Annotated in this window: 11 protein-coding genes; 8 read left to right on the top strand and 3 right to left on the bottom strand. The window is 32.5% G+C overall.

Going from position 1 to position 14,232, the window contains the following annotated elements; all coding sequences use genetic code 11:
- Positions 1-489: 489 nt before the first annotated feature.
- From B8T70_RS14400 to B8T70_RS14380, 5 genes are all read left to right on the top strand, one after another.
- Entirely contained in the window at positions 490-981 is a 492-nt protein-coding gene (locus tag B8T70_RS14400; RefSeq protein WP_086895283.1) for a nuclear transport factor 2 family protein, read from the top strand.
- A 243-nt stretch (positions 982-1,224) separates the two neighbouring features.
- Entirely contained in the window at positions 1,225-2,592 is a 1,368-nt protein-coding gene (locus B8T70_RS14395) for an ammonium transporter (RefSeq protein WP_039116989.1), read from the top strand.
- Between the two features lie 343 nt (positions 2,593-2,935).
- Positions 2,936-3,613, top strand: a complete 678-nt coding sequence (gene trmB, locus B8T70_RS14390; protein ID WP_039113764.1) for a tRNA (guanosine(46)-N7)-methyltransferase TrmB — start codon at positions 2,936-2,938, stop codon at positions 3,611-3,613.
- Positions 3,614-3,665: 52 nt separating this feature from the next.
- Positions 3,666-4,301, top strand: a complete 636-nt coding sequence (locus tag B8T70_RS14385; RefSeq protein WP_086895282.1) for a LysE family transporter — start codon at positions 3,666-3,668, stop codon at positions 4,299-4,301.
- Between the two features lie 21 nt (positions 4,302-4,322).
- Entirely contained in the window at positions 4,323-4,649 is a 327-nt protein-coding gene (locus B8T70_RS14380; protein ID WP_039113767.1) for an MGMT family protein, read from the top strand.
- Positions 4,650-4,740: 91 nt separating this feature from the next.
- On the opposite strand, the gene B8T70_RS14375 is transcribed toward B8T70_RS14380, so the two are convergent.
- Both B8T70_RS14375 and B8T70_RS14370 read right to left on the bottom strand, forming a co-directional pair.
- A complete protein-coding gene (locus B8T70_RS14375; RefSeq protein ID WP_086895281.1) occupies positions 4,741-6,066 on the bottom strand; it encodes a PAS domain-containing sensor histidine kinase in 1,326 nt (441 codons plus the stop codon).
- Positions 6,066-7,415: a sigma-54 dependent transcriptional regulator gene (locus tag B8T70_RS14370; protein ID WP_086895280.1), complete on the bottom strand. Its 1,350-nt coding sequence runs from the start codon at positions 7,413-7,415 to the stop codon at positions 6,066-6,068. Before B8T70_RS14370 ends, B8T70_RS14375 begins: the two co-directional genes overlap by 1 nt.
- A gap of 159 nt (positions 7,416-7,574) precedes the next feature.
- Here B8T70_RS14370 and B8T70_RS14365 point away from each other — a divergent pair, with 159 nt between their 5' ends.
- The 3 genes from B8T70_RS14365 to B8T70_RS14355 all read left to right on the top strand — a co-directional run bounded on the left by B8T70_RS14365 (position 7,575) and on the right by B8T70_RS14355 (position 12,192).
- Positions 7,575-8,822: an efflux RND transporter periplasmic adaptor subunit gene (locus B8T70_RS14365; RefSeq protein WP_086895279.1), complete on the top strand. Its 1,248-nt coding sequence runs from the start codon at positions 7,575-7,577 to the stop codon at positions 8,820-8,822.
- 118 nt (positions 8,823-8,940) lie between these two features.
- Positions 8,941-9,642: an ABC transporter ATP-binding protein gene (locus tag B8T70_RS14360; protein WP_039113857.1), complete on the top strand. Its 702-nt coding sequence runs from the start codon at positions 8,941-8,943 to the stop codon at positions 9,640-9,642.
- 120 nt (positions 9,643-9,762) lie between these two features.
- On the top strand, positions 9,763-12,192 hold the full coding sequence (locus tag B8T70_RS14355; protein WP_086895278.1) for an ABC transporter permease: 2,430 nt from the start codon (positions 9,763-9,765) through the stop codon (positions 12,190-12,192).
- A 90-nt stretch (positions 12,193-12,282) separates the two neighbouring features.
- Here B8T70_RS14355 and B8T70_RS14350 read toward each other — a convergent pair whose 3' ends face one another.
- Positions 12,283-13,890 (bottom strand): murein L,D-transpeptidase, encoded by a 1,608-nt coding sequence (locus tag B8T70_RS14350; RefSeq protein ID WP_086895277.1) that lies wholly within the window; start codon positions 13,888-13,890, stop codon positions 12,283-12,285.
- Positions 13,891-14,232: the final 342 nt, after the last annotated feature.

Genomic DNA, 14,232 nt, shown 5'->3' with positions numbered 1-14,232 from the left:
ATTTTACCAATTCTGAGGCTGGTGTACTTTCCTGAGGTTCTAATTCTTTTTTGCAAGAAATAAAAAGGATTGAGGAAATAACTAACGAACTTATAAGGATTTTCGGATTCATGGTTGCATAATTTTAAAGTTCTCAAATATACTCGTTTTTGATTGATTTTTGTAGTCCATATTTGTTAAAACAGGTTTTTAGCTTGCCTTTTTACCGCAATGGGACGCGGATGATACGGATTTACAAAAGTAAAGACGCGGATTGAAAACGGATTTTAAAAAATAATTCAAACCTTGAACCGTCGGAAAGGGAGAAAATCCGTTTAATCTGTGTTTTCGCTTTAGCGAATCCGTTTATTCCGCGTTCCTTTGGCAAAGAGTTGGAGAAACTTTGCGGTTAATTTTTTTCTGTCACAGATTTCTCGAATTAGCACAAATTTTATGCACTTTGCGGTTAATTCTCTATATTTCTGCTTTAAAAACAAATAACCATATACTATGAAAAAATCAATCTTACTGCTATTATTCATTACCTCTTTTGCGCAAGCACAAACATCTGACACTGATAAAATTAATAAAACACTTGATGCTTGGCATAAAGCAGCAGCCGATGCTAGTTTTGAACCATATTTCGCCTTAATGGCCGATGACGCTATTTTTATCGGAACAGATGCTACAGAAAACTGGAACAAAGCCGATTTTAAAGTTTGGGCAAAGCCATTTTTTGACAAAGGAAAAGCTTGGAACTTTACTGCATTAGAACGTCATGTCTTTTTTGATGCAACTGGAAAAACAGCTTGGTTTGATGAATTACTTGATACACAAATGAAAATTTGCCGTGGATCTGGAGTTATGGTAAAAGTAGGAAAAGAATGGAAAGTAAAACATTATGTTTTGTCTATGACTGTTCCAAACGACAATGTCGATGAAGTTGTTAAAATAAAAGCACCATTAGAGGATGTTATAATTACTAAACTTAAGAAAAAGTAAGTAAAGACTTTGTTTTTAGTCTTTTAAAAGTTGAGGTTTCAATTTCGTTATAATATAATTGGCAAATTCATATCTTAATTGGAACCTCAAAATGGTATACTCTCAAAAAAAAGTATCGAAAAATGCAATATCGATGATAATGTAATGTTAAGTGCTATTTTTTTAACCCTTGAAAATTAAAAGATTCATTTTTTTATAACTTTGACCCCTATAAAAATAGGGTTAAAGTAAAGTATTTTAAAAATGAAAATAGAAAAGCGCTGGATTATATCCTTTATTGTTATAAGTATTGTGTGTATAACGGGTGCATTTTGGCCAGCTGTTAACAGTACAGATTATATTCTTTCGGAATTTGGAACTACAGAGCAAATTGTTCCTGCCGATGTTGCCTGGATGCTTACTTCTTGTTGCTTGGTTCTGATTATGACGCCAGGGCTTTCCTTTTTTTATGGCGGAATGGTTGGGAAAAAGAATGTGATTTCGACCATGCTCCAAAGTTTTATCTGCCTTGGTGTAGTAACACTTTTATGGGTTGTACTTGGTTTTAGTCTTGCTTTTGGTGAACCAATAGGAATTCATTCGGGAGGGAATTTTTATAGTTTCGTAGGTAATCCAACTACGTTTGCCTTTATGGATTATGTGGGTGTTTTGCCTCACAAACAATTAGCAAATACAGTTCCGTTTATGTTGTTTGCATTATTCCAGATGAAGTTTGCAGTTATAGCGCCAGCGATAATTACAGGTTCATTTGCCGAACGAGTTCGATTTATTTCCTACCTGCTTTTTATATGTCTGTTCACGATATTTATCTACGCGCCTTTATGCCACGCAGTTTGGTATCCTACAGGAATTTTAGGAACTTATTTTGGCGTTAAAGATTTTGCAGGAGGAACAGTAGTACATATGAGTGCAGGTTTTGCAGCACTGGCAGGAGTACTAGTTTTAGGAAAAAGAAAAAATAGCCGACATATACCAACTAATATTCCGTTTGTATTATTAGGAACTGGAATGTTATGGTTTGGCTGGTTTGGCTTTAACGCAGGTTCGGCTTTAGCAGCCAATGGTGTTGCGGCAATGGCTTTTGCTACGACGACAACAGCATCTGCGGCAGCGATGTTAACTTGGGTGTTTTATGATAGAATCAACGGACGTAAGGTTTCTGCTTTAGGAGCTTGTATTGGTGCTGTTGTAGGATTGGTTTCGATTACGCCAGCAGCGGGATTTGTGTCTGTACCAGAAAGTATGTTCTTTGGGTTTAGTGCTGCTTTGGTTTCGAACATGGTTGTAAATGCTAATTTCTTAAAGAAAATCGATGATACATTAGATGTTTTTGCTTGTCATGGAGTTGGCGGAATTATGGGAATGATTCTTACTGCAATATTTGCACATGGCGATAAAGCGAGTTTGCTTCATGGCGGATGGATGGTTTTTGCACACCATATGATGGCTTTGGTTCTGGTTTCGATATTTACTTTTTTCGGAGCTTATCTTTTATTTAAACTTACCAATGTAATTATCCCAATGCGAGTGTCAGAGGAGTCTGAACACATTGGGTTAGATTTATCTCAACATGACGAAACGCTAGAACCTAAGATAAGAAGTGCTAATTAAAATTGGCTATAAAGAAACACGGATTTAACCGCAAAGCTCGCAAAGTTTTAAAATTTGTGTTAATTTGTGGTAGAAAAATTAACCGCAAAGATCGCAAGGATTTACGCAAAGCTCGCAAAGTTTTAAAATTTGTGCTAATTTGAGTAATTTGTGGTAGAAAAATTAACCGCAAAGTTCGCAAAGGAATACGCAAAGAACGCAAAGTTTAGTTCTCTTTTATACAGAAAACCACATTCAATATTTTGGTGGAAAAAAGCTATTAGAGATGGTTTTTTTCATTTTTGAAATCCGATGCCATTCATTCGTATATATTCCTTAATTTTGCCGAAATATTTGTAAAAAAGTGGGAAGTAAAAATAAACTAAAGAGATTCAAGGAAAACGAAACATTTGATAACGTTTTTCAACCAACGAGAGAAGAAGTTGTAGGCGATTTATTTCCGCATAAAGGGAAATGGAACAAAGACTTCTTTAAGAATGATAATCCGTTGGTACTTGAACTAGGTTGTGGAAAAGGAGAGTATTCTGTAGGATTGGCTGAAAGATATCCAAATAAAAACTTTATTGGAATCGATATTAAAGGGGCTCGTTTTTGGCGAGGTGCCAAAACTGCTGTTGAAACAGGATTACATAATGTTGCTTTTATTCGTACTCAAATCGAATTAATCAACCATATTTTTGCTGAGAATGAAGTAGATGAAATCTGGATTACTTTTCCAGATCCGCAAATAAAATACAAACGTACTAAACACCGTATGACCAATTCGGAATTTTTACAATTGTATAAAAAAATCCTTAAGAAAGATGGTGTTGTAAACTTAAAGACTGATAGCGAATTTATGCACGGTTATACACTAGGATTGTTGCATGGTGAAGGCCATGAGGTTTTATATGCTAATCATAATGTGTATGTAAATGAAGGAAGCCCAGAAGAGGTTACTGCTTTTCAGACATTTTACGAGAAACAATATTTAGAAATTAATAAGGCAATTACGTATATTCGTTTTAAAATTAAAGCGTAGTTTTTCTCTTTAATTCCAGTTTCCCCATTCTTTAATACATGATTCGCAGCGCATGACATTTATTATTCCTTTGCTTTTAGGCTTTATTACGGCTTTTATTGGTATTATTCCGCCAGGATTAATCAACATGACGGCAGCCAAAGTGAACTTAAAAGAAGGGAAAAAGAATGCGTTGTGGTTTGTTGCCGGAGCAGTACTCATTATATTCTGTCAGGTATATTTGGCGATTTTGTCGGCTAGGATTATTGATCAGCGACCAGATGTTGTGATTTTATTGCGAGAAATTGGCTTTGGAATTTTTGCAGTTTTAACGGTTTACTTTCTGTGGATTGCAAAAGAGCCAAAAAAGAAAAAAAACAAGATTAAAAATCAGAGCAAGAAAAGCCGTTTCTTTTTAGGGATGCTACTTTCTGCACTTAATTTTTTTCCAATCCCATATTACGTTTTTGTCAGTGTTACGCTGGCTTCCTATAAATTATTTTTATTCGAAAACCATTTTATATCCGTGTTTGTAACAGGATCAGTTTTGGGATCGTTTACTGTTTTTTACTGTTATATCGCTTTTTTTCAGAAGATAGAACAGAAAACAGATTACATACTTAAGAACATGAATATCATTATCGGAAGCATTACAGGAGTAATTTCGATAATCACACTTTTTAATATCGTACGATATTATTTCGCTTAATTTTTACTTGAAAATAAAGCCATGGCAGAAGATAATTTTTTCGAAAGGGTTTATGTGATTGCAAGACAGATTCCGTATGGGAAAGTTACCTCGTATGGTGCTATTGCAAAAGCATTGGGTACGGCACGTTCAGCAAGAATGGTTGGTTGGGCAATGAATGCGTGCCATAATATGGATGATGTTCCTGCACATCGTGTGGTAAATAGAAAAGGTTTACTTAGTGGTAAGCATCATTTTGATGGTACAAACCTAATGCAACAATTACTTGAAAACGAAGGAATAGAGGTTAAAGACAATCAGGTTGTAGATTTCGAAAAGCATTTTTGGCAACCCGAAATTGAGTTGTAGATGCTGAAAAAAAAGTTAACCATATAAGTAATATTAGTTCATTTAAGTGTTAAGTTATATGTGCTTATATAATTTATATGTTTTAAGATTTTTAAATCAGGCAAATGACAAAATTAGTTCTGTTTTCATCGGTTTGGTAGCTTAAATAACCTCCGTGAGCCTCGATAATATTCTTAGAAAGCGTAAGTCCGATTCCCGCACCTTCTTTTCGGGTTGTGAAAAAAGGAAGGAATATTTTATCTCTTATTTCAGGTTCAATTCCTTTTCCTGTGTCAGAAATTGTGATAAAAAAACGATTGTTTTCGGTCAGAGCCGATAAGTATATTTTCTTCTCCTGTTTTTCTTTCAATGCAAAAATACTATTGGTAATCAAGTTGATGATAACCTGCTCTATTTGGCTTTTATCAATTAGGATAGAACGCGAACTATTAATGTTGTTTATCAGTTCAATACCTTGTTCTTTTAAGATTGGTGCCATAACCTTTAAGCAATCTTCAAAAAGAACATTAATCGATACCGGTTTTTTGTCTGGTGTAGGAAGCATGGCTAGTTTTCGGTAGTTTTCTACAAAAATTTGCAAATGGTCGCTTCGGTTTATAATAGTCGAAATACTACTTTTTATATCATCAAAATCATCTTCTTCTAATTTTTCCTGATCTATTATTTGAAGTAAATTTTGCGAAAGCGAACGAATTGGCGTCAACGAATTCATCAGCTCATGCGAAATTATTTTCATTAAAGTAATCCAGGCTTCTTTTTCTTTTTTATCAATTACACGCTGAATACTATCTAGTAAAATGATGAAATATTCTTTGTTTAATGATTTTGTTAATGAAGTCTGAAGCATGAAAGTTTGTAAATCCTGTTGCTCGATTTTGACATCAATAGCCGTTTTTAATTCGCTAAATTGAGTATTCTCAATTTCTTCGCAAAGTGACGGAAGGTAATTTTTAAGATAATTCCAATGGCTTACCTTAGGAACCGCAAATGTGCTAGAGAAACAATCATTCATTAGGAATATATTCCAATTGTTATTGTCTTTTTCCAGAATTAAAATAGCAGTGTCGATATTGTTTAAAATAGAGCGATAAATTAACTCTTTGGATGTTTGTTCCTGTTGCTTTTCTTTTAATGTATCATACAAAAGCGAGAGATTTTTAAAACTGCCTTTTCTTTGTTCTTCAGGGAAATTGGTCGAGTAATCATTTTGAAGAATGGAAAGAATGGTTTTGTCGTAAAAACTCATTTTACTTTTGATGAAAAAATACATTTCAGCCAAAGCAATAATAACTACAGCAGCTACTAAAATGCTATTATAGTATAATCCCTTTTGCGCAAGATATAATGAAGAAAAAAGAATTATTATGACAATAAAAACACGTAAAAATAAGGCGTTATAAAATTTCCAGTTTTTCATTATTCGATATTTTTTAAACCGTATTTTTCAATTCTTCTGTATAAAGAAGCTCTTGATAATCCTAGTTCTTCGGCTGTTTTGCTAATGTTTCCGTTGTTTTTAAGTAAAGATTTCTCTACGGCACTCTTTTCTATCTCTGATAATGGATTTTCGTCATTAATCTGGAAATCTTCAAAATCCAGGATATCGAGATCAGTTATAGTAATGGTGTTGTTTTCGGATAGGATTAAAGCTCTTTCGATCTTATTTTCCATTTCGCGAACGTTACCTTTCCAAGGATATTTTTCCAGATGTTTGGCAACATTGCTATCAAAAGTTAAATCGGTTTGATTGTATTTTTCTCCAATTTCGTTAAGGAGGAATTCAGCCATTGGTACAATATCATCTTTTCGTTCTCGTAAAGATGGCAAAGTGATTTCCATAGTGTTGATTCGGTATAGCAAATCTTCTCGGAATGTCTTGTTTTTTACTTCGGCTTTTATATCACTATTTGTGGCGGAAATTATCCTTACGTTTAGCGGTCTTGCTTTGCTTTCGCCTAAGCGTGTTACCGATTTTGTTTGTAAAACATGTAATAGTTTCGATTGTAAATGCAATGGGATATTTCCGATTTCATCTAGAAAAATAGTTCCGTTAGCAGCAGCTTCAAAACGTCCCGGAGTATCAGTTTTAGCATCGGTAAAGGCACCTTTGGCATAGCCAAATAATTCACTTTCGAATAAATTATCACTTAAGGAACCTAAATCAACATGTACAAAAGGTTTGTCTTTTCGTTGCGAGTTTTGATGAATATGTTGCGCGAAGACAAATTTACCGGTTCCGTTTTCTCCTAAAATAAGTACGTTAGCATCAGTTTTGGCAACCTTTTCGGCAATAGAATAAGCTTGTTTTATTTTGGCTGAAGTTCCAGTGAAATATTTCTTTTCTTCGGGTTTTGCAATTAACTTTTTAGATTTTTTTCGGCTTTCTTCAACAGCATTGTCTATTGTTGCTAGTAATTTTTCATTGTTCCAAGGTTTTAAAACATAATCAAAAGCACCAATTTTTATGCCTTCTACAGCAGTTTCTATTTTACCAAAAGCAGTCATTAAAATAACAATTGTTTGCGGAGATAATGTTTTGATTTCTTTGAGCCAATGAATTCCTTCGCGTCCATCTTCAAATCCAATGCGATAATTCATGTCTAATAAAACAACATCAATGGGGTTTTCGGACAAAAGAGAGATGATTTTTTTTGGATCGTTTGTGGTAAAAATTGATTCGAAATGTTTTTTCAGAATCATTTTTACTGAAAAAAGAATTTCTTCCTGATCATCAACAACTAGTATATTGGCTTGTTTTTTTCGCATGAGCTATTTTTTTGTTCGATTGTGAACGGTCAACTGTTCATTATCGAACACTACTTTTTTTTGGTGGTTTTGAAACTGCTATATAAATCAATGCTTTATGAATTATAATTCTTTTGGCACAATATTTACCTATTGGTTATCAGTAAATTATTAGAACTCATGGATAAAGTAATTCCTCGTAAAAGTAAAAAAATTAGGTATCTGACAATAGGAATAGTAGCTTTTTTAGCTTTGGCAATTGTAGTATTTTTTTCTTTCAATAAAAAAAGAAGTCTGAATGTAAAGGGAGACGAATTAATCGTAAAGAAAGTTGAGATGGCTTTTTTTGAAGATTTTATGGTTTTTCAGGCTAAAGTAGAACCTCTTAATGTGATGTTGGTTAACGTAACCGAAGGAGGTTCGGTTAAAGAGATTTTTGTTGAGAACGGAGCTACAGTTGTAAAAGGGCAACCTTTGGCAAGATTGTACAATCCGAATACGGAACTTAATTACCTTACACAGGAAACAGCAATTATCGAACAGATAAATAATCTAAATACGGGTAAGTTAAACATTAGAAATCAAGAGTTGAATTTGACTAAAGATTTAGTTGCAATAGAACACGATTATAATGATGCAAAAAGATTGTATGATATGAACTCAAAATTATATGAAAAGGATGTAATCTCAAGAAATGATTGGAATACATTTAAGGAGAGTTTGCGTTTTCAGGATGAACGAAGAAAAACAATTCAGCAAAGTATTCAGAAAGAAAAGCAAACGAATCAATTGCAAATTTCACAAATTAATCGTTCGATTCAGACCATGGAAATGAGTTTGGATATTTTGAGAAACAACAAGAAAAACTTTTTGATTACTGCGCCAGAATCTGGTAGACTTACTTCTTTTCAACCGGTTTTAGGAAAGACTTTTCAGGCGGGAGAAAGCATAGGGAGAATAGATTCTAAACAAGGTTATAAATTAATGGCCGAAGTAGATGAGTTTTATTTAGAGAAAATGCGAGAAGGTTTAAAAGGAGAAATCGAATATCAGGGAAAAATCCTAAATGTGCTAGTAACCAAAGTAATTCCGGAGGTAAAAGGTGGTCGTTTTTCTATTGAATTGAATTTTGATCCAAAAGAAAAAATAGTTTTGCAAGACGGATTAAGTTTTGGTGTGAAATTAATTTTATCCGAAAGAAATAAAATTCTTGTTTTGTCTAAAGGAGCTTTTAATCAGGAAACAGTAGGAAAATGGATTTTTGTTGTAAACGGAAATAAAGCAGAGAAAAGAGTAATTAAATTGGGAAGAGAAAATCCTGCTTATTATGAGGTTCTTGGAGGATTAAAAGAAGGAGAATCGGTAATAACATCTTCTTATTTAGATTATAAAGATGTAGAGGAATTGTCGATTAGTAGTAAGCAATAGTGTTCAGTAGCAGTAACAGTTTTTAGTTTACAATTCACATTTCACATTTCACAAAAGAATAATGTTTCAATCATCAATCAAAAAATCACAATCAACAACACAATTAATATTTAAAAATATGATAACAATACAAGATTTAACTAGAGTTTTTAGAACAGAAGAAGTAGAAACTGCAGCATTAAGTGGTATTAATTTGAAAATAAAAAAAGGAGATTTTTTAACTATAATGGGGCCTTCTGGTTGTGGTAAATCTACTTTGCTTAATATAATCGGACTTTTAGATAGCGCCAGTGGTGGGAGTTATAAATTACTAGATAACGAAATGATTGGTCTTAAGGAAAAAGGCAGAGCTAATGTTCGTAAAGAAAATATCGGTTTTATTTTTCAGAATTTCAATCTTATCGATGAGCTTTCTGTTTATGATAATATAGAGTTGCCATTAATTTATAATAATGTAAAGGCATCTGATAGAAAGCAGAAAGTGGAGGCAATTGCCGAAAAGCTTAATATTTCTCATAGATTAAAACATTTTCCGCAACAGCTTTCTGGAGGACAACAACAACGTGTTGCCGTAGCAAGAGCGTTGGTTAATGATCCAAAAATCATTTTGGCCGATGAGCCAACTGGAAATTTAGATAGTAAAAACGGAAATGAGGTTATGGAACTTTTAACCGATTTGCATGCCAAAGGTGCAACGATACTTATGGTAACGCATTCGGATTACGACGCATCTTTCTCGCAAAAAACAATCCATATGAAAGATGGAGTTATTTTTTCGGAAAGATTAAATCAAAGAAATGTAGATGTTTTTAAAGTATAGGAGTCATGATAAATTTGATAACAATAGTAATTATAGAGATAGTAGAGTTTTGTAAAACACTTTTTTTATAAAATAGTACTCAAACTAACCAAACCAAATTATAATTAAAAAATTAAGATAATGATACTTAACTGGATAAAAATATTTATTTACCATTTAAAGCAAAACAAACTGTTTTCGTTTTTAAATGTTTTAGGATTAAGCATAGGAATTGCAGGTATTATTTTTGCGATTTTATATTGGAACAATGAGAATTCTTATGATCAATGGAATCCCGAAAAAGAGAATGTATATCAGGTTCTTAATAAAATAGGTGCAACAGGAGATATCTGGGCTTCGAGTTCTATTCCTTTTGCAAAGACATGTAAAGCTACAATTCCTGAAATAGAATCTATCTGTTATATTGATAGTTGGTATTATGATGATGTGATTAAATCTGATGGTCAAAAATGGATTGGTAAAAAAATATTAGTTGCCGATGGTGATTTTTTTGAATCCTTTCCATTTCCAATTATTAAAGGAGCTAAAAAAGATATTCTGAAAGAGAAAAATAGTGCAGCCATATCTGAAGATGAGGCTAAAAAGATTTTTAAAAATGAAGATCCTATTGGTAAAACCATTACAAATGATGATAAATCGTATATCATTAAAGCGGTTTATAAAGTTATCAAGCCATCGTCTATTGAGCCTAATTATGTTTTTGGCGGACTTTTAAAGGAAAATGATGAGGGTAGTTGGGGGAACTTTAATTATGGATTGTTTGTAAAACTAAAAAAAGGAGCAGACGCAGCAAGCGTTTTAAAGAAAATGCAAAATGTGAATTTTGTAAATAGAACGCTGAAAGATGCTAAAGGAAGTGGGCAAACTGTTGAAGAGTACATTAAAGAAAATGGAGAAACGGAAGTTATCTTAGATCAGTTAAAATTAGGAAGACTTCATGGTACAAAATCCACCGCAGGAAGTAGTTATCCTGAAGGAAAAGGAAATTTACAGTTGTTGTACATTATGGTAGGATTATCTATTCTTATTCTTGCTTTGTCTTTGGTAAACTACATTAATCTGGCAACAGCATCGGCAATTAAGAGAGCTAAAGAAGTTGGTGTGCGTAAGATTGTAGGTGCCAATAAATCGCAAATTGTGTCTCAGTTTATATTAGAAACAGCAATAATTGTTGTTCTGGCTATTCTTTTTGCATTGGCAATCGTAGAGCTTTCTTTGCCTTTTTATAATGAGTTTTTAGATAAAAACTTAACTATGAATGGGACTGAGTTTTACCTACAAATCATTATTATTTTTGTTATTGTAATTGTTCTTGCCGGAATATTTCCTGCAGTTTATATCGCCAATTTTGAAACGTTGAAGGTTTTAAAAGGGAATTTTTCACGTAGCAAAAGCGGAATTTGGATACGTAATTCGATGTTGATTTTTCAGTTCACCATTGCAGCATTCTTTATCATTGGTGCGTTGATTGTGTATTCTCAGGTAAATTACATGATGAATAAAGACTTAGGTTTTAGCGGAGATCAGGTTCTTAAGATTTCTTTTAATCATAAAAATCGTGAAAAAAGATTAGAAAAGTATTTTACAACAAAACAAGAATTACTAAAAATAGAAGGCGTTCAGAACGTTTCGACTTTTGCAGGTTCTTTTGGTAACGGGACTAATTCTAGTTCAGGCTTTACACACAAAGGAGTTTTTGTACAGCCTCGTAATGTTGATATGGATTTTGGTTTTCTTGAAATGATGAAAATTAAAATTGTTCAAGGGCGTGATTTATCGCCTAAATATGCATCGGATACGGTAAGTAACTGGTTGATAAATGAAACTTGTGCCAAGATGTTAAATCTTAAAAATCCAATAAATACGATAATCAGTTCAGGTTGGGGGAATGAAAATGGGAATATGAAATTTAAAATTGTAGGTGTAGTAAAAGATTTTCATATTACAGGATTACAAAACAAGGTTCCGCCAATGATTTTTATTAGTATTAAAACATTGAAATGGAATAATTTTAATAACGTGTTTGTAAAGGTAAACCCGAAAGATCTTGCCACAACTATTCCGAAGTTAGAAGCATATTGGAAAAAGAACATCAATGCTGATTTTCCTTTTTCTTATGAATTTGTAGATAAAAGTTTTGCAAAAACATATAGCGAACAGGTAAAACAGAAGAATTTGTTTTTTGTACTTAATATTGTTGTGATTGTAATTGCTATTTTTGGATTGTTTGCATTAGCATCATTTTCGATGGAAAGAAGATTAAAAGAAATTGCTATTAGGAAAACACTTGGTGCAGAAACAGACGCTTTACTTAAAGAATTGTCGAAACAATATGTTGGATTTTGTTTGCTAGGCTTTGTAATCGGAATTTTTCCAGCTTATATTTTGCTTAACAAATGGCTGGAGAATTTTGCCTTTAGGATAGATGTACCAGTCTTGCCATTTATTGTTGCATTGTTTGTGTTACTTTTCTTAACTTTGGTAATTGTTTTGGCAAAAGCATATCAAGTAACAAAAATCGATATTCTTAAATATCTTAAATACGAATAATTAATCTGAGCAATTAATTAAAATTGAGTTTTGGTTCCAGACCCGACAAGCGATTAGCTAGTCGGGTCTTTTTTATATAGAACCTTTTTTTTATTGCTCAGCGATAGCATCTGAATAAAGTAATTTGTCTAGTTTTTGATCTCTGTCATATACATCTGGATAAAAACCAATCTCTCCATCTTCATTTACCCAAGCAGTAAAATAGCCAATATAGATTGGGATTTTGGTTTTTAATTTACAAGGTGTTTCTTTTTCTCCACTCATTGCTTTGTCTATTTTGTCAACTGGCCAATCTGGGTCGTCTTTTAAAATTGCAAGTGCCAGCCCTTTAGCTTCTTTTACGTTTATACAGCCGTGACTAAAAGTACGTTTTTCAAATTCAAACAAACTTTTGGCTGGAGTATCATGCAAATAGATATCATTGGGGTTTGGGAACATAAACTTAACTAATCCTAGAGAGTTTTGAGGTCCGGGTTTTTGTCTTACATTGCCTCCGTTCCATTCCATATTATGATCAGCCAAATAGTTTTTATCCCTGGCTATTTCAGATTTTAATTCGTTTTTAATGATGCTCTGCGGAACATACCAGTATGGGCTAAATACAATTCTGTCCATATTACCACTAAAAATTACTGTTTCGGTCATACGTGTTCCCACAAAAACATCTGATACTAATTCGTATTTACCATTTTTAACATAAACTAGCTTGAAAGATGGGATATTCACCATTATGTATTCACTTGCCTGTACTAAATCTGTAGGGATCCATCGACAACGTTCCATGTTTAGCATTATGGTTTTGATTCTTTTAGCAATAGGCTCATTCATTTGATTGATATGCTCTAGAGTCAAAGCATAGTTTAATTTAAGACCATATCTTTTTTTATAATTTAAAACGGCGTCCATCATCTCTTGATCATAGACTTCTCTATTAGAATTTTGCACTAAATCTCCAACTACAAATAAACGCTCTCTGATTTGTTTTATAACAAGACCGCTATCTAAAGGTCTTATATCTTTGAAAGTAGCACTATCAATATCTATTTTTTTCCATAAATTGTTTTTTTCGATTGTTCGGTATTTTTTTAAAACCGCCTTAAGCTTGTAATATTGTGCAAATAAAAGGTTCTCGTCTTTGTTTAATCGGCCGGGATCTACCATTAGAGAATCTAGTATTTTTGTGTACGAAACACTTTTGGCAGGTAGAAACCAACCTATCTTTTTTAAAGTTGCAGGGTCAACACCAGAATACACATTGCTTGCATAAAACACATACATATTAGATAATAAAAGTTCTGTGTCTATCTGAGGTAGTTTATTGGATACATTTTCATTAAAAACATCATTTACCAAGTCCATATAAGGCATCGTAGCTTTGATACCATCACGGTCATTTAATAATTGTACTTTATGATACAATAAAAATCCAAATTCTGTAATGTTCTTGTCATCATACCAAATTGAGTTATATTCTTTCTTTTTATAAAGATCTAAAACGTCATTTTGGTATTTTTTTAATTTTGGATATTTCTTGTAAAATTCATTAATTAACTTAGGGGCAATAGAGGTTTTGGATACAAAAATGTTCTCTAAAGCGATTGTTTTGTTTTTTGCATCGATTTCTTTAGATGAAGATTTAAAAGAAACCAATAAAAAACTAATAACAATTATTACAGATGATAAAGTAAAATTCCGCATATTTTTAGATTTAGATTTAAAAATAGAATTCGATTCAAAAACATATAAAAAATATTTATAATTTTCTTAAAACCAAGTTTTTAAGTTCTGTTCGCGTAGTAGGAAGTATAAGTTTAAGGTACTCAAATATAGTTAGTATTATTGATACTTATGGTGTATTATCCTAAAAAAAACATCTCAAAACTCGTATATTTTAATTGAAAAAGTATTTTAAGATTGTAATCGGGATAAAAATATTGTTTGTGTTTTTGTGTCTAAAAAGCGAATGTTAACAGTTAGAATCATTTTGAGTAATCTCAATATCAATAAATACAATTTAAAAGAGTTTGAATCTTAACTTAA

The sequence above is a fragment of the Flavobacterium sp. AJR genome, from assembly GCF_002156885.1.
In the GTDB taxonomy this organism is placed as follows: domain Bacteria; phylum Bacteroidota; class Bacteroidia; order Flavobacteriales; family Flavobacteriaceae; genus Flavobacterium.
This window is presented reverse-complemented; position numbering and strand designations above follow the sequence as displayed.